The sequence below is a fragment of the Klebsiella sp. SWET4 genome (genome assembly GCF_024296565.1).
GTDB classification, from domain to species: domain Bacteria; phylum Pseudomonadota; class Gammaproteobacteria; order Enterobacterales; family Enterobacteriaceae; genus Klebsiella; species Klebsiella variicola.
This window is the reverse complement of sequence record NZ_JANCOB010000012.1, coordinates 141,092-162,234: the sequence shown is the minus strand read 5'-3', so window position 1 is coordinate 162,234 and position 21,143 is coordinate 141,092. Positions and strand designations below refer to the sequence as shown.

The 21,143-nt window shown below is 56.8% G+C and carries 20 protein-coding genes and 1 riboswitch; of the genes, 11 read left to right on the top strand and 9 right to left on the bottom strand.

The genetic code is table 11. The features are described 5' to 3' along the window. Positions 1-48 precede the first annotated feature (48 nt). Positions 49-924 (top strand): 23S rRNA pseudouridine(2604) synthase RluF, encoded by an 876-nt coding sequence (gene rluF / locus NKJ21_RS22970; protein ID WP_008807321.1) that lies wholly within the window; start codon positions 49-51, stop codon positions 922-924. On the opposite strand, the gene NKJ21_RS22965 is transcribed toward rluF, so the two are convergent. Then, positions 921-1,193 (bottom strand): DUF3811 domain-containing protein, encoded by a 273-nt coding sequence (locus tag NKJ21_RS22965; protein ID WP_004177859.1) that lies wholly within the window; start codon positions 1,191-1,193, stop codon positions 921-923. The two genes, rluF and NKJ21_RS22965, sit on opposite strands and share 4 nt — an antisense overlap. 199 nt (positions 1,194-1,392) lie before the next feature. On the opposite strand from NKJ21_RS22965, the gene NKJ21_RS22960 reads away from it, so the two are divergent. Next, entirely contained in the window at positions 1,393-1,749 is a 357-nt protein-coding gene (locus NKJ21_RS22960; RefSeq protein ID WP_086892843.1) for a type II toxin-antitoxin system RelE/ParE family toxin, read from the top strand. Then, positions 1,746-2,084 carry a helix-turn-helix domain-containing protein gene (locus NKJ21_RS22955; RefSeq protein ID WP_008807319.1) on the top strand — a complete coding sequence of 113 codons (339 nt, stop codon included), beginning with the start codon at positions 1,746-1,748 and terminating at the stop codon, positions 2,082-2,084. The genes NKJ21_RS22960 and NKJ21_RS22955 overlap by 4 nt, the downstream gene beginning before the upstream one ends. A 36-nt stretch (positions 2,085-2,120) precedes the next feature. Here NKJ21_RS22955 and panS read toward each other — a convergent pair whose 3' ends face one another. Both panS and lysC read right to left on the bottom strand, forming a co-directional pair. Then, positions 2,121-3,050, bottom strand: a complete 930-nt coding sequence (gene panS / locus NKJ21_RS22950; RefSeq protein WP_002884627.1) for a ketopantoate/pantoate/pantothenate transporter PanS — start codon at positions 3,048-3,050, stop codon at positions 2,121-2,123. Between the two features lie 139 nt (positions 3,051-3,189). Then, positions 3,190-4,539 carry a lysine-sensitive aspartokinase 3 gene (gene lysC, locus NKJ21_RS22945; RefSeq protein WP_254733234.1) on the bottom strand — a complete coding sequence of 450 codons (1,350 nt, stop codon included), beginning with the start codon at positions 4,537-4,539 and terminating at the stop codon, positions 3,190-3,192. Between the two features lie 179 nt (positions 4,540-4,718). Then, positions 4,719-4,954: riboswitch (Lysine riboswitch) on the bottom strand. Positions 4,955-5,303: 349 nt separating this feature from the next. Here lysC and pgi point away from each other — a divergent pair. After that, positions 5,304-6,953: a glucose-6-phosphate isomerase gene (gene pgi / locus NKJ21_RS22940; protein ID WP_008807317.1), complete on the top strand. Its 1,650-nt coding sequence runs from the start codon at positions 5,304-5,306 to the stop codon at positions 6,951-6,953. 49 nt (positions 6,954-7,002) lie between these two features. On the opposite strand, the gene NKJ21_RS22935 is transcribed toward pgi, so the two are convergent. Beyond that, positions 7,003-7,458: an acyltransferase gene (locus tag NKJ21_RS22935; RefSeq protein WP_032701144.1), complete on the bottom strand. Its 456-nt coding sequence runs from the start codon at positions 7,456-7,458 to the stop codon at positions 7,003-7,005. Between the two features lie 8 nt (positions 7,459-7,466). Further along, positions 7,467-7,976, bottom strand: coding sequence for a GNAT family N-acetyltransferase (locus tag NKJ21_RS22930; RefSeq protein ID WP_044651559.1), 510 nt, complete (start codon positions 7,974-7,976; stop codon positions 7,467-7,469). Between the two features lie 144 nt (positions 7,977-8,120). Here NKJ21_RS22930 and psiE point away from each other — a divergent pair, with 144 nt between their 5' ends. Then, complete coding sequence (psiE, locus tag NKJ21_RS22925; RefSeq protein ID WP_004206282.1) at positions 8,121-8,531, top strand: phosphate-starvation-inducible protein PsiE; 411 nt, start codon at positions 8,121-8,123, stop codon at positions 8,529-8,531. 193 nt (positions 8,532-8,724) lie between these two features. On the opposite strand, the gene malG is transcribed toward psiE, so the two are convergent. The 3 genes from malG to malE all read right to left on the bottom strand — a co-directional run bounded on the left by malG (position 8,725) and on the right by malE (position 12,624). Next, positions 8,725-9,615, bottom strand: coding sequence for a maltose ABC transporter permease MalG (gene malG, locus NKJ21_RS22920; protein ID WP_002884725.1), 891 nt, complete (start codon positions 9,613-9,615; stop codon positions 8,725-8,727). A 156-nt stretch (positions 9,616-9,771) separates the two neighbouring features. Next, entirely contained in the window at positions 9,772-11,316 is a 1,545-nt protein-coding gene (malF, locus tag NKJ21_RS22915; RefSeq protein WP_008807314.1) for a maltose ABC transporter permease MalF, read from the bottom strand. A 117-nt stretch (positions 11,317-11,433) separates the two neighbouring features. Beyond that, complete coding sequence (malE, locus tag NKJ21_RS22910; RefSeq protein ID WP_008807313.1) at positions 11,434-12,624, bottom strand: maltose/maltodextrin ABC transporter substrate-binding protein MalE; 1,191 nt, start codon at positions 12,622-12,624, stop codon at positions 11,434-11,436. A gap of 370 nt (positions 12,625-12,994) precedes the next feature. On the opposite strand from malE, the gene malK reads away from it, so the two are divergent. The 5 genes from malK to ubiA all read left to right on the top strand — a co-directional run bounded on the left by malK (position 12,995) and on the right by ubiA (position 18,087). Continuing rightward, positions 12,995-14,104: a maltose/maltodextrin ABC transporter ATP-binding protein MalK gene (malK, locus tag NKJ21_RS22905; RefSeq protein ID WP_008807312.1), complete on the top strand. Its 1,110-nt coding sequence runs from the start codon at positions 12,995-12,997 to the stop codon at positions 14,102-14,104. An 85-nt stretch (positions 14,105-14,189) separates the two neighbouring features. Then, entirely contained in the window at positions 14,190-15,479 is a 1,290-nt protein-coding gene (locus NKJ21_RS22900) for a maltoporin (protein ID WP_008807311.1), read from the top strand. A gap of 114 nt (positions 15,480-15,593) precedes the next feature. Beyond that, positions 15,594-16,523, top strand: coding sequence for a maltose operon protein MalM (malM, locus tag NKJ21_RS22895; protein ID WP_008807310.1), 930 nt, complete (start codon positions 15,594-15,596; stop codon positions 16,521-16,523). Positions 16,524-16,710: 187 nt separating this feature from the next. Continuing rightward, positions 16,711-17,208, top strand: a complete 498-nt coding sequence (gene ubiC / locus NKJ21_RS22890; protein ID WP_008807309.1) for a chorismate lyase — start codon at positions 16,711-16,713, stop codon at positions 17,206-17,208. A 12-nt stretch (positions 17,209-17,220) separates the two neighbouring features. Continuing rightward, a complete protein-coding gene (ubiA, locus tag NKJ21_RS22885; protein WP_008807308.1) occupies positions 17,221-18,087 on the top strand; it encodes a 4-hydroxybenzoate octaprenyltransferase in 867 nt (288 codons plus the stop codon). Positions 18,088-18,144: 57 nt separating this feature from the next. On the opposite strand, the gene plsB is transcribed toward ubiA, so the two are convergent. Then, positions 18,145-20,568: a glycerol-3-phosphate 1-O-acyltransferase PlsB gene (gene plsB, locus NKJ21_RS22880; RefSeq protein WP_080929055.1), complete on the bottom strand. Its 2,424-nt coding sequence runs from the start codon at positions 20,566-20,568 to the stop codon at positions 18,145-18,147. A gap of 128 nt (positions 20,569-20,696) precedes the next feature. Here plsB and NKJ21_RS22875 point away from each other — a divergent pair, with 128 nt between their 5' ends. Continuing rightward, positions 20,697-21,065 carry a diacylglycerol kinase gene (locus NKJ21_RS22875; protein WP_101855294.1) on the top strand — a complete coding sequence of 123 codons (369 nt, stop codon included), beginning with the start codon at positions 20,697-20,699 and terminating at the stop codon, positions 21,063-21,065. Positions 21,066-21,143 lie beyond the last annotated feature (78 nt).

The following is a 21,143-nucleotide window of genomic DNA, read 5'->3' as shown; positions in this document are numbered from 1 at the left end:
TTTTCTCGCCCACAAGGTAGGGTATATTTCGCTTTTACAGGAGAATCTATGCTGCCCGACTCATCAACCCGATTAAATAAATACATCAGCGAAAGCGGCATCTGCTCGCGTCGCGAAGCGGACCGCTTTATTGAACAAGGCAACGTCTTTATCAATGGCAAGCGCGCCACCATTGGCGATCAGGTGAAGCCTGGTGACCTGGTCAAAGTGAACGGACGGTTGATTGAGCCGCGTGAAGCGGATGATCTGGTGCTGATTGCGCTGAATAAGCCGGTCGGTATTGTGAGCACCACCGAAGATGGCGAACGCGACAATATTGTCGACTTCGTCAACCACAGCAAGCGTATCTTCCCTATTGGCCGTCTGGATAAAGATTCTCAGGGGCTGATCTTCCTCACCAACCACGGTGATCTGGTGAACAAGATCCTGCGTGCCGGCAACGACCATGAAAAAGAGTATCTGGTGACGGTCGATAAGCCAGTGACCGATGAGTTCATTCGCGGGATGGGCGCGGGGGTGCCGATTCTCGGGACGGTGACGAAAAAATGTAAAGTGAAGAAAGAGGCGCCGTTCGTTTTCCGCATCACTCTGGTGCAGGGGCTGAATCGCCAGATCCGTCGTATGTGCGAGCACTTTGGCTATGAAGTGACGAAGCTTGAGCGTACGCGGATCATGAACGTGAGCCTGACGGGGATCCCCTTGGGTGAATGGCGTGATCTAACCGATGATGAGCTGATCGACCTGTTCAAGCTGATTGAAAACTCCTCTTCCGAAGCGAAGCCGAAAGCCAGGCCGAAGGCCAAAGCGGCGACTCCCGGCATCAAGCGCCCGGTGGTGAAGATGGAAAATAGCAACGATAAGGGCCGCCCGGCTGCTAACGGGAAACGTTTCACCCAGCCGGGACGTAAAAAGAAAGGGCGTTAACGCCTGCCGCGGGTCGGCGTATTCGCCGACCAGGAAAAGGTCGCTTCCTTATCCGTTTTATAAGCCTGCTGTTTTTTCACCTGGCGGGCTTTCTTCGCTTCCGCTTCACGCTGCGCCATCAGCTTATCGATATATTCCTTTTTCACGCTGTTCGTTTCCGCATTGCTCAGCGGGCGGCCATGCGCAATGCGCGCGCGGTCAAGCAGCGTTTTCAATTCGCGCTGTTCGCGCTCGGTCATCTCTTTTTGTGTAATACGGGGGAGTGCCATGGTGGTGCCCTCAGTCAGACCAGAGCACCCAGTGTACGGCAATCAGCGCAAAATAGAACGCATCCGGAAAGCGCCTCGCAGAATATTTCCCTCGTTCGTGACCAGTGAGCGGGTCTGGCTTAGGGTAATGGCACGTCTACCGTCCAATGACGACAAATTTTGGGTGGGTGATGTATAAAATTTTATACAAGGATGTGGTATGCTCAATCAGCAACAGAGATTAAGGCGTATCGTCTGGATGGGCTCTTCCTTTGACGATCTGCGCCAGTTTCCTGAGGACGTCCGCAGAGATGCCGGATTCCAGCTTTATCGTTTACAGTCGGGTTTAGAGGCTGCGGACTGGAAAGCGATACCTCAACTGGGGCGGGGCGTTGAAGAAATCCGCCTGCGCCACTTTTCCGGTGCATATCGGGTAATTTATCTGGCCCGTTTTGCAGAGGCGATATATGTCCTGCACTGTTTTAACAAAAAGACGCGACGTACCGCCGAACACGAAAAACAGATTGTCAGAAACCGTTTGCAGGTTATACAGCAGGAACACAGGAGTCATAAATGAATCGTAAGAGGGTGGATGGTATTCGTCATGTGACCTCTGAAGAGAGCAATATATTCAGTGAACTGGGCTTTGATGATGCTGACGCAGAGCAGCTTCGGGGACAAGCGGAAAAAGAAGTTGAGCAGTTGATGGCGCTTAAACGACAGTTAATGCAGGAAATCGCTGAGTGGATAGATGAACATCAATTGAAGCAGGCCGATGCTGCCGCGAAGTTGAGCATTTCGCGCCCGCGTATTTCAGATGTGGTCAATCAGAAAACCAGTAAGTTTACCCTGGATGCGTTAGTCATGATGTTAATGAAGTTAGGTAAACCAGTACGTTTGCAGATTGGATAACGCACACGCCCGGGCCTGCGCCCGGACGTATCACGCTCAGCGCTTGTCGGCTTTTTTGGCGATAGGCTTTCCTGACCAGTACCCGGCCAGCAGCGAACCGGACAGGTTATGCCAGACGGAGAACAGTGCGCCTGGCAGCGCCGCCAGCGGGCCGAAGTAAATTTTACCCAGCGCGGCCGCCAGGCCAGAGTTCTGCATCCCCACCTCGATCGCCAGCGTACGGCAGGTGGATTCATCAAAACCAAACAGACGTCCGCCCCAGTAGCCGCCAAGCAGGCCAATGGTGTTATGCAGGATCACCGCGATAATCACCACCAGGCCGACGGAGGCGATATGGGCGGCGGAACCCGCCACCACCGCGCTGATGATCGCCAGTATGCATACCATCGAGAAAGCGGGCAGGAACGGCTCTACCGCTTTCACCACCTTCGGCAGCAGATGATGGACAATCAGTCCCAGCGCGATGGGGATGACCACAATCTGCAGAATGCTGAGCAACATGCCCATGACGTCGACCTGAATATGCGCGTCGACGTACAGACGGGTGAGCAGCGGTGTCGCCACGACGCCGACGAGAGTGGAGACCGAGGAGATGGTCACCGACAGCGCCACATCCCCTTTGGCAAGAAAGATCATCACGTTGGAGGCAGTCCCGCTGGCGACGCTGCCGACCAGCACCATCCCGGCGGAAAGCTCCGGCGGCATATGAAACAGCAGCGCCAGCAGCCAGGCGGCGAGCGGCATCACCAGATAATGGAGAAAGATCCCTGCAGCGACCGGCGCCGGGCGCGACAGGACGCGTTTGAAATCCTCCAGCTTCAGATGCACACCCATACCGAACATGATCAGCATCAGCAGGGTGGTGACCCATGGGCCAATTGGGGTGAAGGTGGTGGGAGTGTAATAGGCCAGAACGGAGAGCAGCAGTGCCCATAACGGGAACAGCCGCGTCAGAGTTGCGAGCATGTTGTGTTCCTTGCGATACGCGAACCGGGCCGCGTCATCCCGATGGGGCGGCGAGCAGGTCCGCTGGTTGTGTTGATGTTGTTATAAAAAAGCCGGGTTCGAGCCCGGCTATAGGTATTGTTTATCGTGCTAAGAAATTTTATTCAAACAAATTATGATGCAGCTTCTGCACCACCTTCTCCGCATCGGCGCCAGGCACCAGGAAGCAGAGGTTATGGCTGGAGGCGCCATAGCAAATCATGCGGATGTTAAACGGCTCGAGGACGCCAAAGACCTCTTTGCCGACGCCGCAGGCTTTCGACAGCTCATTGCCAATCAGGGCCACCAGCGCCAGGTCTTCCTCCACTTCCACGCGGCACAGCGAGGAGAGCTCGGTCAGCAGCGCCTGGGTCAGCAGGGTATCGCCCGCAGAGGTCGAGCCGGTGGTGTCCATGGTCAGGGCCACGCTCACTTCGGAGGTGGTGATCAAATCGACGGAGATATTATGGCGCGCCAGAATGCCGAATACCTCGGCGAGGAAGCCGCGGGAGTGCAGCATATTCAGGCTGTGCAGCGTCAGCAGCGTCTGGCGGCGACGCAGCGCCAGCGCGCGGAACAGTGGCGGGTTCTCGGTGGTTTTACACACCAGCGTACCGCCCGCTTTAGGCTCTTTACTGGAGCCGACAAACACCGGGATATCGCTGCGCACAGCGGGCAGCAGGGTCGCCGGGTGCAGCACTTTGGCGCCAAAGGTGGCCATTTCCGCTGCCTCTTCAAAGGCGATGACGTCGATGCGTTTCGCCGCTGGCGCCACGCGCGGATCGGTCGTATAGATCCCGGGCACATCGGTCCAGATATCGACGCGGGTGGCATTCAGCGCTTCGCCGAGCAGAGCGGCGGTATAATCGCTACCGCCGCGGCCGAGGGTGGTGGTTCGGCCTTTCGCTTCGCTGCCGATAAAGCCCTGCGTCACCACCAGGCCTTCCACCAGGCGCGGCGCCAGCTGCTGCTGGGTCAGTTCGGCGACGGCGGCGATGTCCGGTTCGGCGCGGCCAAAGCGATCGTTAGTGCGCAGCACTTTACGGGCGTCAAACCACTGCGCCTGAATACCGCGTTCACGCAGAATTTCTACAAACAGCAGGGTGGACATCAGTTCGCCATGGCTGACCAGTTCGTCGGTCAGGGCGGTCGAGGAGGCGAGCGCGGCGGCTTCCGCCAGCGTCGTGATATTTTCCAGCAGGCGCTCAATCTCTTCGCGGATCACGTTGGGATAGCGCAAACGCTCCAGAATATTGAACTGGATCTGGCGCAGAGCATCCAGCTGGGAAAAACGTTCGGTGGGTTCCAGCCCTCCCGCTAAGGCCACCAGAATGTTGGTCACGCCGGCGGAGGCGGAGAGCACAACAATACGGGTATTGGCATCGAGCAGCGCCACATCGATGCTGCGGTTCATAGCGTCAAAATCGGCAACGCTGGTGCCGCCAAATTTGGCGACGACTAGATCTGTCATAACAACCTCGTGTCAGGGGGCCTGACTTATTAAAACGATTCCTGAACACCGATCGTGGCAGGGGCTGGACGCCGCCGGATCGCAACAAAATGTCTTAATAAGCCAGGCCAAATTATTCAGCCATGGCACAAGGGAAGAGCGATAAACAGGGTGGCGCAGAGTGATAAACAACTACGATGTCACCCAGAAGTGCTCCACCTTGTAGACCCGACTCACCGCTCTGGGCGCTGAGGTGTTCGGGTATGAAACGCCCGACTGCGAACGTTTCTGGTGACAACCCAGGGGATTCAGCCCCTGTGGCCGGTGAGGAGCGTGACCAGACGCTCTTTCACCTCGGCGTTGCTCCCCCTCACGTATTTTCCCCGGACTGGTTCCTCCAATACGGTTACCTGGGCAACGCACCTCTTCTGGCAATTACCGACGTCTTTCACCTGGCCGGGGGAACAGGGACATTATATCCCCCGCGAATACCCTTTCGCTGTAGCGTGAAATGCGCGAGCAATAGATACCTACCAATACGTAAGCACTGCGGATATATAAAGGCTTAACACCAGCTATGTCAACGCTGCGGTTATGCGGATTTTTCATGCCCCTGCGGCTAACAGAAAAAAGCCTTATGATAGCTATACTAATGGGGCTTTTTACTCCGTTTTGACCCGATTCCTGACCGGCGTCAGGGACAAGTCACAAAAATCATCACAATTTTCCGTCACCGGCGCTACAATCGACCGAAGTCACAATCTCAAATCAGAAGAGTATTGCTAATGAAAAACATCAACCCAACGCAGACCTCTGCCTGGCAGGCATTACAGAAACACTTCGACGAAATGAAAGATGTCACTATCAGCGAGCTGTTCGCCAAAGATAGCGACCGTTTTTCTAAGTTTTCCGCGACGTTCGACGATCTGATGCTGGTGGACTTCTCCAAAAACCGCATCACCGAAGAGACGCTGGCTAAACTGCAGGATCTGGCGAAAGAGACCGATCTGGCAGGCGCCATTAAATCGATGTTCTCCGGCGAAAAGATCAACCGTACCGAAGACCGTGCGGTACTGCACGTCGCGCTGCGCAACCGCAGCAATACGCCGATTGTGGTTGATGGCAAAGATGTGATGCCGGAAGTGAACGCTGTGCTGGAGAAGATGAAAACCTTCTCAGAAGCGATTATCTCCGGTAGCTGGAAAGGCTATACCGGCAAACCGATCACCGACGTGGTTAACATTGGTATCGGCGGTTCCGACCTCGGTCCGTTCATGGTCACCGAAGCGCTGCGTCCGTACAAAAACCACCTCAACATGCACTTTGTCTCCAACGTCGATGGCACCCACATCGCCGAAGTGCTGAAGAACGTGGATCCGGAAACGACCCTGTTCCTGGTGGCGTCCAAGACCTTCACCACCCAGGAGACCATGACCAACGCCCACAGCGCGCGCGACTGGTTCCTGGCGACCGCGGGCGACGACAAGCACGTGGCTAAACACTTCGCCGCGCTCTCTACCAACGCGAAAGCAGTTGGCGAGTTCGGCATCGACACCGCCAACATGTTCGAATTCTGGGACTGGGTTGGCGGCCGCTACTCCCTGTGGTCGGCGATTGGCCTGTCCATCATTCTCTCCGTGGGCTTCGACAACTTCGTTGAGCTGCTGTCCGGCGCGCATGCGATGGATAAACACTTCTCCACCACCCCGGCGGAGAAAAACCTGCCGGTGCTGCTGGCGCTGATCGGTATCTGGTACAACAACTTCTTCGGAGCAGAAACCGAAGCGATTCTGCCGTACGACCAGTACATGCACCGTTTTGCCGCCTACTTCCAGCAGGGCAACATGGAGTCCAACGGTAAGTATGTTGACCGTAACGGCCACGCGGTAGACTACCAGACTGGCCCGATCATCTGGGGTGAGCCGGGCACCAACGGTCAGCACGCGTTCTACCAGCTGATCCACCAGGGCACCAAAATGGTACCGTGCGATTTCATCGCCCCAGCTATCACCCACAACCCGCTGTCCGACCATCATCCGAAGCTGCTGTCCAACTTCTTCGCTCAGACCGAGGCCCTGGCTTTCGGTAAATCCCGTGAAGTGGTCGAGCAGGAATACCGCGATCAGGGTAAAGATCCGGCGACCCTGGAGCACGTGGTGCCGTTCAAAGTGTTCGAAGGCAACCGCCCGACGAACTCCATCCTGCTGCGTGAAATCACCCCGTTCAGCCTCGGGGCGTTGATTGCCCTGTATGAACACAAGATCTTCACCCAGGGGGCGATCCTCAACATCTTCACCTTTGACCAGTGGGGCGTTGAGCTGGGCAAACAGCTGGCTAACCGCATCCTGCCGGAGCTGAAAGACGGCAGCGAAGTTAGCAGCCACGACAGCTCGACTAACGGCCTGATTAACCGTTATAAAGCCTGGCGCGCATAACGCTTGCGCAACTAAGACGGAATGCCGACCCTTTGGTCGGCATTTTTATTTATAGCCGCCGCAGCAGCCTCGCCGGATTCCCCGCCCACACCCCTTTCTCGGTAATGGACTTCGTTACCACGCTGCCTGCGCCTATCACCACCCCATCGCAGATGCTGACGGCCAGAATCGTGGCGCCGCTGCCGATCGACACGTCATCGCCAATCTCAATTCGCCCCCAGCTGGCGCGGTCGGCATTCGGTTTGCCGTCGCGAAACAGGTCGTTGGCAAACATCACGCCGTGACCGATAAAGCAGCGCTGGCCAATGGTGACGTACTCGCAGATAAAAGTATGGGACTGAATTTTACTGTTCGCGCCAATGCGGGTATTGCCCTGGATCTCAACGAACGGCCCGACGAAGACGTTATCGCCAAGGACACAGTCGTACAGGTTGGCGGGCTGGTAGATCACCACGTTCTCACCGCTGGTGACGTTGCGGATCGCCGTTTCCCGAAGGGTATGCATAGTGCCTCTCAGATCGGTTTGGCCAGAATATGTAAGGTGCTTTGTTGGCTGGCGGAATGAAATGCGACATCTTTCACGTGCTGCATCCCCTGACGTTCGTAAAAACGGCGCGCAGCGGGGTTATCGGCGAGCACTTCCAGCCACAGCCAGCGTTCACTGGCCGCTTTTGCTCTCGCCTCGACGGCGCGAAATATCTGCTCGCCGTAGCGGCGGCCCGTTGTGTCAGGCAGTAGGTAGAGCTTATGCAACAGCGTACCGAACGGACCTTCAGGACTTATCGCCTGACGACAGGCGTATTTCGCAAAGCCGACAGGGTGGGGGGCTTCAGCAATCAACCAACAGCACTGGGAATCGGTCAGGCTGCGTTGCAGCGAGGCCAGGGAATACTCTTGTTGCAGGTAGCACGCCAGCTCGTCGGCGTTATGCCAGAGGTGAGCAAAGTGATGGCGATAGCTGGCATTGCCCATTTCATTGAGTAAAGCCGCATCCTCTGCGCGTGCGGTACGAATCTTCAGCATGGTTGTTTCCTTTTTAACCCGTCCGTCTGGGCTGTGATTGTTACATCTTCGCCGGTGGTGGCAAAAAGTTAGCGAATAATGTCGATCTGGATCACATTTTTGCGTTATACAGGTCTCAAAGAAGCATAATGATGAGGGGTATTTATGTCGTCGGTTTATCGTCCGCTGGTGAATTTTATCGCCACCGCGATGCAAACGGTTTTGAATCTTGGGCTGCTGTGCCTGGGGATTATTTTGATCGTCTTCCTCGGGAAAGAGACGCTGCATCTGGCCGATGTCCTCTTTACCCCGGAGCCGACCAGTAAGTACCGGCTGGTGGAAGGTCTGGTGGTCTACTTCCTCTACTTCGAGTTTATCGCGCTGATCGTCAAGTATTTTCAGTCGGGGTTCCACTTCCCGCTGCGCTATTTCGTCTATATCGGCATCACCGCGATTGTGCGCCTGATTATCATCGACCATGAGTCGCCGATGGCGGTGCTGATTTACTCTGCTGCGATCCTGATCCTGGTGATTACGCTCTGGCTGTGTAACTCCAATCGCCTGAAACGCGAATAAAAAAAAGCGGCCTCCAGGGCCGCTGACCAACAGTCACAAATAAAATTTATGTAGGGTCCAGTTGAGGATAGCAGTGGCATTGGCCTTACTTTTTCAGCTGAGGGCGACGGCGACAATACCCGGTTGGGGTCGTGTATTGCGGCTAGACCGTCGGCCCTCATCTGAAATTTGGGGCCGGTGTTACAAAAAAAACTTAACCTTTCACCCCACCCGCCGTCAGGCCGTTAACCAGCCAGCGCTGCGCCAGCAGGAAGACGACCGTGATCGGGATGGCGGAGAGCACCGCCGCAGCGGCGAAGTCGCCCCACAGATAGTTCTGCGGGTTGAGATACTGTTGCATACCTACCGCCAGGGTATAGCTGTTCACATCGCGCAGCAGCAGCGAGGCGACGGGCACTTCGGTGATGGCCGCGATGAACGACAGAATAAACACCACCGCCAGAATCGGCACCGACAGCGGCAGCAGCACGAGGCGGAAAGCCTGCCATGGGGTCGCGCCATCCAGCGCCGCCGCTTCTTCCAGCGAACCATCGATGGTTTCGAAGTAGCCTTTAATCGTCCAGACGTGCAGCGCGATACCGCCCATATAAGCGAAGATCACGCCGCCGTGGGTGTTGAGGCCGACGAACGGGATGTACTGGCCCAGGCGGTCAAACAACGCATACAGGGCCACCAGCGACAGCACCGCCGGGAACATCTGGAAAATCAGCATCCCTTTCAGCAGGGTCGCTTTCCCCGGGAAGCGCATACGGGCAAAAGCGTAGGCGCAGGTGGTGGAGAGGGCGACGATACCGATCGCGGTAATGCCGGCGACCTTAATCGAGTTCCACAGCCACAGCAGCACCGGGAACGGCGGCGGCGTGACGCGGCCATCGGCGTGTTCGACGCTGAAGCCTAACGCCAGACGCCAGTGTTCCCAGGAGATGGTATCCGGGATCAGGCTGCCGGTGGCGAAGTTACCCTCGCGCAGCGAGATGGCGATAACCATCAGCAGCGGAAACATAATCGCCGCGATAAAAATCAGTAGCAGGAGATGCGTAGTAAATAAACGTAGCTTCTGCGATTTGGGTTGGACCATAGCCATTGTAATTTTACTCCCCTTGACTTCGCTCCAGGCTATTTTGCTTGCCATTTTGAACTCGGGCAGTGCTCAGAATCCTCACGTACTACGTGTACGCTCCGGTTCTTCCGCGCTGGCCGAGTCCAAACTGTCCGCGCCAATAACGCCTGGTAATTCCAATTAATCAAACTTCATGCGTGTGGCTTTCAGATTCACAATCGCTAACGCGCCAACCAGCAGGAAGATAAGCGTTGCGATAGCCGCCGCCAGGCCGAAGTCCTGACCGCCGCCGCCTTCAAAGGCGATGCGATAGGTGTAGCTCACCAGCAGGTCGGTATAACCGGCCGGGGTGGTGGTGCCGAGACGGTCCGGACCACCGTTGGTCAACAGCTGAATCAGCACGAAGTTGTTAAAGTTAAAGGCGAAGCTGGCGATCATCAGCGGTGTCAGCGGTTTGATCAGCAGCGGCAGCGTAATTTTAAAGAAGTTCTGGAACGGACCGGCGCCATCCATCGCCGACGCTTCGTACAGATCGTCCGGAATCGCCTTCAGCAACCCCATGCACAGGATCATCATGTACGGATAGCCCAGCCAGGTATTGACGATGATGATCATGGTGCGCGCGGTGGTCGGGTCGCTAAACCAGGCCGGCTTAATGCCGAACAGCGCGCTGAGCATCATATTGATTTCACCAAAGCTCTGGTTGAACAGCCCTTTGAAAATCAGAATCGAAATAAACGACGGTACGGCATACGGCAGAATCAACAGGACGCGGTAAATTGCTTTGCCTTTCAGTGCTTCCCACTGCACCAGACAAGCCAGCACCATTCCCACGGCTACGGTCAAAATCACCGTCAGCACCGAGAACACCACGGTCCAGACGAAAATAGCGAAGAACGGTTTCTGGATACCTTCGTCCTGGAAGACGCGAGTGAAGTTATCCCAGCCGATCGTCACGGTGTAGCCCGGGCTCAGCTTTTCAGTGCCCCAGCTGCCGTCGGCGTTAATCGCCTGGTAGAAGCCTACGTCATTGTTCGGGCGGTATTTAACGTGGGTCTGATTGTTGGTCAGCACCCCATCTTCGCTAAGCGTATACAGCGGTTGAGTGCCAGAGAACTGACGCAGCGAGCTCATGATCACTTTGCTGTCATCCGGCAGCACCGCGGTCAGTTGGTTCAGCGCGGTGCGGTTCTGGGTAATGACGCGCAGGCTGACGCGCTCGCCTTCCGGCAGGGCATCGGTTTCTTTTAACGCCAGCTTCTGCTCACCGCCGAATTTAAAAGCGTCGGAAAGGTAGTTTTTACCGCTCTCGCCGTCGGTCAGGGCCAGTTTCCACTCGTCCCCCGCCGGGATCAGCGTGAAGTTATAGGCTTTGCCAGCCTGGAAAGAGCGATCCATCAGCACCTGCTGCGCACGTTCAAAGGTCAGCTGGTTGGTGCTGCTGTAGTTAGTGAAGGCGATGGCAATGGTACAGATCAGCGGAAACAGGACGAACAGACCCATGCCGGCGAGGCCGGGATAGACATAGCGCCAGGCATAAGCCTTGCGATTAGCGAAAATATACAGGCCAACTGAGCTTAAAATCAGCGTCATGATGGCGAACAGGTACTCCCCCTGGGCGTACATCAAAACAACAAGGTAACCCACCAGCAGGCACAGTAAGCCAATCACAGACCATGTGAGTTGCGGACTTTGCCACCAGTGTTTCTTTTTAACGGCATCCATGGGGATCATCCTCTACAGCGGTGAAAACTTATTTGTCAGGCGGCGCTTCGCTTACCTGACCTACGGTCCGAGCCGTAGTGGTAGGGCGGGTAAGCGCAAGCGCCACCCGCCGTTTTCTTACTTGGTGATACGGCTCTGTGCATCCTTCAGTGCAGCATCGACCGTCTGGCGACCGCTGGCGGCGTTGATAACCGCGGTACGAACGGCATACCAGAAGGCAGACATCTGCGGGATGTTAGGCATGATTTCGCCATTCTGGGCGTTCGCCATGGTGGCGGCGATGCGCGGATCTTTTTCCAGTTTCTCCTGGAAGGATTTCAGCGCGACAGCACCCAGCGGTTTGTCGTTGTTAACCGCTTCCAGACCCTGATCGGTCATCAGGTAGTTTTCGAGGAACTCTTTCGCCAGCTCTTTGTTCGGGCTGGCGGCGTTGATACCGGCGCTCAGCACGCCAACGAACGGTTTCGATGGTTTGCCTTTAAAGGTCGGCAGCAGGGCGACGCCGTAATTAACCTTGCTCTTATCAATGTTAGACCACGCCCACGGACCGTTGATGGTCATGGCGGTTTCGCCTTTGTTGAAGGCGGCTTCCGCGATGGAGTAATCCGTGTCGGCATTCATGTGCTTGTTCTTGATCAGGTCAACCAGGAAGGTGAGACCCGCTTTCGCGCCTGCGCTGTCTACGCCGACGTTTTTCACGTCATATTTGCCGTTTTCAAACTTGAAGGCGTACCCGCCGTCGGCAGCTATCAGCGGCCAGGTGAAGTACGGTTCTTGCAGGTTGAACATCAGCGCGCTCTTACCTTTCGCTTTCAGCGCTTTATCCAGCGCCGGGATCTCTTCCCAGGTTTTCGGCGGGTTCGGCACCAGGTCCTTGTTATAAATCAGGGACAGGGCTTCAACCGCCACCGGATAGGCGATCAGTTTGCCGTTAAAGCGCACGGCATCCCAGGTGAAGGGATAGAGTTTGTCCTGGAACGCTTTGTCCGGGGTGATTTCAGCCAGCAGGCCGGACTGTGCGTAGCCGCCGAAACGGTCATGCGCCCAGAAGATGATGTCCGGGCCGTCGCCGGTCGCCGCAACCTGCGGGAACTTCTCTTCCAGCTTGTCCGGATGCTCTACGGAAACTTTAATGCCGGTGTCTTTTTCAAACTTTTTACCCACTTCAGCGAGGCCGTTATAGCCTTTGTCGCCGTTAATCCAGATAACCAGCTTACCTTCTTCAATTTTTGCGAGGGCAGAGGCGGAAAACATCATCGTGGTCAGTGCTGACAGCGCGAGGATGCGAGCGCCAGTTTTGATTTTCATATACCCGTCCTATTTGGTGATGTACTCGTGGATACACTTCGGTGGCTTAACGATGATGAGTTTCCTTTTTTAACAACCCCTTTCCATCCTCCCCAGGTCTACGCCCCACCCGCTGGTTGTGTGATCTCCATTGCAAAAACGGCCGTATTGCGTCCTGGAGCACAGAAAAAAGTGCCCAATTTTGTCGTCCCCATCACGAAATCACGCTGCGTCCGCCATCCCCCGCGGCGAGAGGCAATCTCTCATCCTCCCATCTCCTCCCCCATAAAAAAGCCGGGGGGTGGAGGATTTGCCAGCCTAAGGAATGCCGCATAGTCGACCCATCTTGAATGTGTCTTTAAGTGACAGGTTGTAACGAAGGGAGAAGGGCATGGCGAGCGTACAGCTGCGAAATGTAACGAAAGCCTGGGGCGACGTGGTGGTATCTAAAGATATCAATCTCGAGATCCAGGATGGGGAGTTCGTCGTGTTTGTTGGACCGTCGGGCTGCGGCAAATCCACCCTGCTGCGTATGATTGCCGGACTGGAAACCGTCACCAGTGGCGATCTGTTTATTGGCGATACCCGGATGAACGACGTGCCGCCAGCCGAACGTGGCATCGGCATGGTATTCCAGTCATATGCGCTTTATCCCCATCTTTCCGTTGCCGAAAATATGTCTTTCGGCCTCAAGCTGGCCGGCGCGAAAAAAGAGGTTATTAACCAGCGTGTGACTCAGGTGGCTGAGGTCTTACAGCTGGCGCATCTCCTGGAGCGTAAACCGAAAGCGCTTTCCGGTGGTCAGCGCCAGCGTGTGGCGATCGGTCGTACGCTGGTGGCAGAGCCAAGCGTCTTCCTGCTGGATGAACCGCTCTCTAACCTGGATGCCGCCCTGCGCGTCCAGATGCGTATCGAGATCTCCCGTCTGCATAAGCGACTGGCCCGCACCATGATTTATGTCACCCACGATCAGGTGGAAGCGATGACCCTCGCCGACAAGATCGTGGTTCTGGACGCCGGCCGTGTGGCGCAGGTCGGGAAACCGCTGGAGCTCTATCACTATCCGGCTGACCGCTTCGTTGCCGGCTTTATCGGTTCGCCGAAGATGAACTTCCTGCCGGTCAAAGTCACGGCGACGGCTATCGATCAGGTGCAGGTAGAACTGCCGAACCGTCAGCAAGTCTGGCTGCCGGTGGACAGCGCCAACGTTCAGGTGGGCGCCAACATGTCCTTAGGTATCCGCCCGGAGCATTTACTGCCCAGCGATATCGCCGATGTGACCCTCGAAGGCGAGGTTCAGGTCGTCGAACAGCTCGGTCATGAAACGCAAATTCATATCCAGATCCCCGCCATCCGTCAGAACCTGGTTTACCGCCAGAACGACGTGGTGTTGGTAGAAGAGGGAGCCACATTCGCCATCGGTTTGCCGCCAGAACGTTGCCACTTATTCCGTGAGGATGGCACCGCTTGTCGTCGGCTGCATAAAGAGCCGGGCGTGTAAGGCTTCCCATTAAAAAAAGGCGCGAACCCGGCAGGCGGTACACCGGCGAAGCGTTCAAAGAAAAGCAATGATCTCAGGAGATAGAATGATGATTACTCTGCGCAAACTTCCTCTGGCGGTCGCCGTCGCAGCAGGCGTAATGTCTGCTCAGGCGCTGGCTGTCGATTTCCATGGCTACGCGCGTTCCGGCATTGGCTGGACCGGCAGCGGCGGCGAGCAACAGTGCTTCAAAGCGACCGGTGCTCAAAGTAAATACCGTCTTGGTAACGAATGTGAAACCTATGCGGAACTGAAGCTGGGCCAGGAACTGTGGAAAGAAGGGGATAAGAGTTTTTATTTCGATACTAACGTTGCCTATTCCGTGAATCAGGAAGATGACTGGGAAAGCACCTCTCCGGCGTTCCGTGAAGCCAACATCCAGGGTAAAAACCTGATCGACTGGCTGCCGGGCTCCACGCTGTGGGCGGGTAAACGCTTCTATCAGCGTCATGACGTTCACATGATCGACTTCTACTACTGGGATATCTCCGGCCCGGGTGCAGGTCTGGAAAACGTTGACCTTGGCTTCGGTAAGCTCTCTCTGGCCGCTACCCGTAACTCAGAAAGCGGCGGTTCTTATACCTTCTCCAGCGATGACACCAAAAAATATGCAGCGAAAACGGCCAACGACGTCTTTGACATCCGTCTGGCGGGCCTGGAAACCAACCCGGGCGGCGTGCTGGAGTTAGGCGTCGATTACGGCCGCGCGAACCCGCAGGATGACTACCGCCTGGAAGACGGCGCGTCGAAAGACGGCTGGATGTGGACCGGTGAACATACTCAGTCCATCTGGGGCGGCTTCAACAAGTTTGTCGTTCAGTACGCGACCGACGCAATGACCTCCTGGAACAGCGGCCACTCTCAAGGGACCAGCATCGATAACAACGGCAGCATGATCCGCGTTCTGGATCACGGTGCGATGGACTTCAACGATGACTGGGGCCTGATGTACGTGGCGATGTACCAGGACGTGGACCTGGACAGCAAAAACGGTTCGACCTGGTACACCGTGGGTGTCCGTCCGATGTACAAATGGACGCCGATCATGAGCACCCAGCTGGAAATCGGTTACGACAACGTGAAATCCCAGCGTACCAGCGAAAACAACAACCAGTACAAAATTACTCTGGCTCAACAGTGGCAGGCAGGCAACAGCGTCTGGTCTCGTCCGGCTATCCGTATTTTCGCAACCTACGCGAAGTGGGATGAAAACTGGGGTTACAGCAACGCCTCCGGTCTGCAGACCAAAGACAGCAGCGGAAGCGGCATGTACACCTCCAGCCGCGGTGACGACAGCGAAGTTACCTTCGGTGCCCAGATGGAAGTGTGGTGGTAATACCGTCCGCAGGACGGGTGTAACCTGGGAGGGGCGTCAGCCCCTCCTGACTATTCAGGGTTAGCGCGCTATTGCCTGGCTACCGCTAAACCGATGCTATCCAAGGTGAGAAGAATGAAAATGAAGAAAACTCTCGTCGCTCTGTGTTTATCCGCAGGGATGTTGGCATGCGTGCCGGGGATGAGCCTTGCCGATGTTAACTTTGTACCGCAGAACACCAGCGCCGCGCCGTCTATTCCAGCCAGCGCGCTGCAGCAGCTGATCTGGACGCCTGCCGATCAATCAAAGACGCAGAGCGTTGATTTAACCACCGGCGGTCAACGCCTGGATGTCCCGGGGATCGTCGGACCGGTCGCCGCCTGGAGCGTACCGGCCAATATCGGTGAGCTGACCCTGACGCTCGACAGCGAACTGAACAAACATAAGCAGATTTTTGCGCCGAACGTGCTGATTCTGGATCAGAACATGACGCCAGCGGCGTTCTTCCCCAGCAACTACTTTACCTATCAGCAGCCGGGCGTCATGACCGCTGACCGCCTGGGCGGCGTGATGCGCCTGACCCCGGCGCTGGGCCAGCAAAAACTCTATGTGCTGGTGTTTACCACTGAAAAAGATCTCCAGCAGACCACGACCCTGCTGGATCCGGCGAAAGCCTATGCCAAAGGCGCCGGCAATGCGGCCCCGGATATCCCGGATCCGATCGCTAAACATACCACCGATGGCGTGCTGAAGCTGAAAGTGAAAACCAATAGCACCTCCAGCGTGCTGGTGGGCCCGCTGTTCGGCTCCTCCGGCCCGGGTCCGGTCACCGTCGGCAATACCGCCGCGCCGGTGGCCGCGCCAGCCGCCGCTGCTGCTGCTGCGCCGGCAGCCAAAAGCGAGCCGATGCTCAGCGATACCGAAACCTACTTCAACAACGGTATTAAGCAGGCGGTGAAACAAGGTGACATCGACAAAGCCCTGAAATTGATGAACGAAGCTGAGCGCCTCGGCTCGAAATCCGCTCGTTCCACCTTTATCAGCAGTGTAAAAGGCAAGGGGTAATCGTCTCCCCACAATGCTGATGTTTAGGCACAGCCTTTAGGTGCATCCTTCGGGATGTACCTTTTTTTGCACGCGCGGCAGCCTGTTGCATGGCTGTTGCGTGAATGATCGTATATTGACGTTTGCCCGCCACCAACCGCCTATTCTGCGATACAATGCTTTCACGTTATGTACCGGAGAATCAGGCATGTCCCATCCTGCGCTTACGCGACTGCGTGCGCTGCGCTATTTTGCCGTTATGCCATCCCTGGCGCCGCCCCTGAGTGACTGGCTGCTGCTGGAGGACTCAATGACCCAGCGCTTTGAGCAACAAGGAAAGCAGGTCACCGTGACCCTGATTAACGAAGGGTATATTGAGCGTGAGGCGCTGACTGACGAAGCGGCGCTGCTACCTGACGAGCCGCGCTACTGGCTGCGGGAGATTATACTCAATGCCGATGGCGAACCCTGGCTGGCCGGGCGCACGGTGGTGCCGGAGTCGACACTGTGTGGTCCGGAGCTGGCGCTACAGCAGCTCGGGCAGATCCCGCTGGGCCGATACCTGTTCACGTCGTCGACATTAACCCGCGATTTTATTGAAATTGGTCGCGATGCAGCGCTGTGGGGGCGTCGTTCCCGCCTGCGGCTGAGCGGCAAACCCCTGCTGCTGACCGAGCTGTTTTTGCCTGCGTCGCCGTTGTACTAAGAGGAAGAAAAAATGGAGTGGAGTCTGTCGCAGAATAAGCTGTTGGCGTTTCATCGCCTGATGCGCACTGACAAACCGATCGGCGCTTTGCTGCTGCTGTGGCCGACGCTGTGGGCGCTGTGGGTGGCCTCGCCGGGCGTCCCGCCGCTGTGGATCCTGGCGGTATTCGTCGCCGGCGTCTGGCTGATGCGCGCCGCCGGCTGCGTGGTGAATGACTATGCCGATCGAAAATTTGATGGTCACGTAAAGCGTACCGCCCGTCGTCCGCTACCGAGCGGCGACGTTACCGAGAAAGAGGCGCGAACGCTGTTTATCGTTCTGGTGTTGCTCTCCTTCCTGCTGGTGCTCACCCTCAACACCATGACCATTCTGCTGTCGGTCGCGGCGCTGGCCCTGGCATGGGTCTACCCGTTTATGAAGCGCTACACTCATCTGCCGCAGGTGGTGCTGGGGGCCGCCTTTGGCTGGTCGATCCCGATGGCCTTCTCGGCCGTTAGCGAATCGCTGCCGCTGAGCTGCTGGCTGATGTTCCTCGCCAACATTCTGTGGGCGGTGGCCTACGATACCCAGTATGCGATGGTGGATCGCGATGACGACGTGAAGATCGGCATCAAGTCCACGGCGATCCTGTTCGGCGAAAACGATCGTCTGATTATCGGTATCCTGCAGGTGGCCGTGCTGGCGCTGATGGGCGCGGTGGGCTGGCTGAATGGGCTGGGCTGGGAATACTACTGGTCGTTGTTTGTCGCGGCAGGTCTGTTTGGCTGGCAGCAGAAGCTTATCTTCAATCGCGAGCGCGATAACTGCTTCAAAGCGTTTATGAACAATAACTACGTCGGGCTGGTGCTATTCCTGGGCCTGGCGATGAGCTACCTGTAATCCCCTGTCAGCTTCCCCCCGGTGTATCGGGGGGAAGCGAGGGCAGAAAACACCGCGTTACGCGTCATCCTGCGTGACGCTTTCAATCGTCAGCCGCACATCCGACGTAATCAAGTCCGCCAGCATCCGATAAACCTTCAGGGTCTCTTCCGGCTCGGCATCGCCGGTGTCGCTAATGTAGCCTTCATCGCGCAGGGTCAGCACCAGGGTGCTGAACACCGCTTTGTCGAAGAACTCCGGCGCGTTAATGCCATGCAGCACCGACAGGCGCTGGGCCACGGTACGACTCTCTTTTTCCAGCGAACTGCGGTTGATTGACGGGTTGGCGCTCAGCAGCCAGAAGGTGATGGCATAGCGCTGCAGCGTCTCGCGCGCGCCCGCGGCCAGCAGTTGCAGGGAGCGAGAGTGCGACGGATTGAGGCTCATCACCTCGCCATCGACGACGATCAGCTCCTGACGCAGCATCTCGGCAATCAATGCATCCACCACCCCGGCCAGCTCTGCTTTCTCCCAGCGCAGGAACAGCTCGGCCTTGAGGAACGGATACAGCGTTTCGACATGGCGCAGCACTTCGGTGCGGCTGAGCTGACGATGCTGAGTCACCAGGGCGGCTAACAGCGACGGTATCATCAGCATATGGGCGATGTTGTTGCGATAGTAGGTCATCAGCACCGCCTGCTCGCGCGGCAGGATGATGATATCGCCGATGGTGTCCTTCTCCACTTCGAACTTGTTCATTTGCAGCGCGTGGTCGATAAGCTCGCTGGCCGAAGCGGAAGGTGTCGTCGCATCTGGCGAATAGGGCACATTGCGCAGCAGCGCGAGGTAGCACTCCAGCTGTTGGGTGAGCTGCTCCCGGGTCAGTGAACGCTGACGCGAGGCCAGCAGCGCCGTGCAGCACAGGTTCATGGCGTTGGCCGCGCCGGCGTTGTTGATGCGCACCATCAGGTCAGCGGCGATGTTGTTCACCGTTGGCGTCAGCCAGGAAGGGCGGATGGCTTCGATCGGGTCGATGGCTTCCCGCCACTCCGGCACATGGTGGTTAAGGTAGGTCATCAGCGGCAGTGGTTCGCCGAAGTTGACATAGCCCTGGCCAAGGTTGCGCAGCTTGCTCAAGCCACGCACCATCTGCGGCAGGCTCTCTTTCTCTTTGGTGGCGCCGCGCAGCTCTTTAGCGTAGGTGCCTACTTCCATCACGTGTTCATAGCCGATGTAGATAGGCACCAGAGTGATCGGCCGGGTGCCGCCGCGCAGCATCGCCTGGATGGTCATCGACAGCGTACCGGTCTTCGGATCGAGCAGACGGCCGGTACGGGAGCGGCCGCCTTCGACGAAATACTCGACGGAATAGCCGCGGCTGAACAGCTCGCCAAGATATTCACGGAACACGGTGGAGTAGAGCTTGTTGCCCTTAAAGGTGCGACGGATGAAGAACGCGCCCAGGCGGCGGAAGATCGGCCCGGCAGGCCAGAAGTTGAGGTTGATGCCCGCCGCGATATGCGGTGGCACCAGGCCCTGATGATACAGGACGTAGGAGAGCAGCAGATAGTCCATGTGGCTGCGGTGGCAGGGGACATAGACAATCTCATGGCCGTCGTGAGCCAGCTGGCGCACGCGCTCGGCGTTATGCACGTTGATCCCCTGGTACAGGCGGTTCCAGGTGAAGCCGAGAATGCGGTCGGTCAGGCGGATCATCTCATACGAGAAGTTCGCGGCAATCTCTTCCATCAGCGCGATAGCGTTCTGCTGAGCCTTCTCATGCGAAATTTTCTTGCTGCGCGCTTCGTCTTCCACCGCGCGGGCAATCGCTTTCGAGGCCAGCAGTTTATTAAACAGATCCTGGCGAGCCGGCAGACGCGGGCCGACGGCGGCCAGGCGCTGGCGGGCAAAGTGCATCCGGGCGACGCGAGCCAGCTTCTGGGCGATGATCTTATCGGTACCGTGCTCATCCGCCATGCGGCGCAGCGACACGGAAGGCGAGAAACGCACGAAACTGTCGCGGCCGAGCCAGGAGACGGCGAAAAATTTCTGAATGCCGTTCAGCATCCGCAGCGGCGGATTGACTTCTCCTTTCTCACGACCCGGCGAGCGGCCGAACATCACCGAAACCGGCACCATTTGCACATCGAGGTCCGGATGGTTGCGGTGCAGATCGAGGTAGTCGTGGAACAGCTTGATGGACTCTTCTTTTGGCGTGTAATAGGTAAACACGCGCGGCCCACCGTGGATGAATACGTAACGCGGCAGCAGCGCGCCGTCGATCTCCAGCGGTTCAAGCGGGTCGGGTAAATCATGCGCCAGGCATTGGGCGCGCAGCGTCAGCAGGTCCGCCTTGGAATTATAGGGCAGGACGTACATGACCGGACGCGAGGTATCGAGTCCTAATTCCTGGGCAGGCTCTGCCGGAATAGACTTGCTTTTTACCAGCACCCGTAATGGTAAATTCAGTAATTTATAGTAAATTCGTTGCCAGCCGGACATAAACGATGTGAAGCCTCTGGTTAATCATGCAAATGCGCGGCAAGAATAACAGAAAGTGGGCAAAATTTCCGTTACCACGCGGCAAACGCGTACACTCATCGACGTCATTTACGTAAAAAGGTTTTGTGATGGCCAATAATACCACCGGGTTAACCCGAATCATTAAGGCGGCAGGTTACTCCTGGAAAGGATTTCGCGCGGCGTGGATCAACGAGGCCGCGTTTCGTCAGGAAGGCGTCGCCGCCATCGTGGCCGTCGCGATAGCCTGCTGGCTGGACGTCGACGCCATTACCCGCGTATTGCTGATTGGGTCGGTCCTGCTAGTGATGATAGTCGAAATTCTCAACAGCGCGATTGAGGCGGTCGTGGACCGTATAGGCTCGGAATATCATGAGCTTTCAGGGCGCGCCAAAGACATGGGATCGGCGGCGGTCCTGCTGGCGATTATCATCGCACTGATCACCTGGGGAACGCTGCTGTGGAGCCATTATCATTAACGTTCTTCGCTAAGCCTCGCAAAATATAAACAATCTGCCGATTTTTGTGTGCCATGTGGTTCCAAAATCACCGGTAGC

Coding starts and splice junctions, on each gene's coding strand:
- NKJ21_RS22900 (WP_008807311.1), top strand. CDS start 14,190: ATGATGATTACTCTGCGCAAACTTCCTCTGGCGGTCGCCGTCGCAGCA.
- ubiA (WP_008807308.1), top strand. CDS start 17,221: ATGGAGTGGAGTCTGTCGCAGAATAAGCTGTTGGCGTTTCATCGCCTG.
- malF (WP_008807314.1), bottom strand. CDS start 11,316: ATGGATGCCGTTAAAAAGAAACACTGGTGGCAAAGTCCGCAACTCACA.
- NKJ21_RS22930 (WP_044651559.1), bottom strand. CDS start 7,976: ATGCTGAAGATTCGTACCGCACGCGCAGAGGATGCGGCTTTACTCAAT.
- malK (WP_008807312.1), top strand. CDS start 12,995: ATGGCGAGCGTACAGCTGCGAAATGTAACGAAAGCCTGGGGCGACGTG.
- NKJ21_RS22965 (WP_004177859.1), bottom strand. CDS start 1,193: ATGGCACTCCCCCGTATTACACAAAAAGAGATGACCGAGCGCGAACAG.
- plsB (WP_080929055.1), bottom strand. CDS start 20,568: ATGTCCGGCTGGCAACGAATTTACTATAAATTACTGAATTTACCATTA.
- NKJ21_RS22935 (WP_032701144.1), bottom strand. CDS start 7,458: ATGCATACCCTTCGGGAAACGGCGATCCGCAACGTCACCAGCGGTGAG.
- pgi (WP_008807317.1), top strand. CDS start 5,304: ATGAAAAACATCAACCCAACGCAGACCTCTGCCTGGCAGGCATTACAG.
- lysC (WP_254733234.1), bottom strand. CDS start 4,539: ATGACAGATCTAGTCGTCGCCAAATTTGGCGGCACCAGCGTTGCCGAT.
- panS (WP_002884627.1), bottom strand. CDS start 3,050: ATGCTCGCAACTCTGACGCGGCTGTTCCCGTTATGGGCACTGCTGCTC.
- NKJ21_RS22875 (WP_101855294.1), top strand. CDS start 20,697: ATGGCCAATAATACCACCGGGTTAACCCGAATCATTAAGGCGGCAGGT.
- NKJ21_RS22960 (WP_086892843.1), top strand. CDS start 1,393: ATGCTCAATCAGCAACAGAGATTAAGGCGTATCGTCTGGATGGGCTCT.
- rluF (WP_008807321.1), top strand. CDS start 49: ATGCTGCCCGACTCATCAACCCGATTAAATAAATACATCAGCGAAAGC.
- ubiC (WP_008807309.1), top strand. CDS start 16,711: ATGTCCCATCCTGCGCTTACGCGACTGCGTGCGCTGCGCTATTTTGCC.
- malG (WP_002884725.1), bottom strand. CDS start 9,615: ATGGCTATGGTCCAACCCAAATCGCAGAAGCTACGTTTATTTACTACG.
- malM (WP_008807310.1), top strand. CDS start 15,594: ATGAAAATGAAGAAAACTCTCGTCGCTCTGTGTTTATCCGCAGGGATG.
- NKJ21_RS22955 (WP_008807319.1), top strand. CDS start 1,746: ATGAATCGTAAGAGGGTGGATGGTATTCGTCATGTGACCTCTGAAGAG.
- malE (WP_008807313.1), bottom strand. CDS start 12,624: ATGAAAATCAAAACTGGCGCTCGCATCCTCGCGCTGTCAGCACTGACC.
- psiE (WP_004206282.1), top strand. CDS start 8,121: ATGTCGTCGGTTTATCGTCCGCTGGTGAATTTTATCGCCACCGCGATG.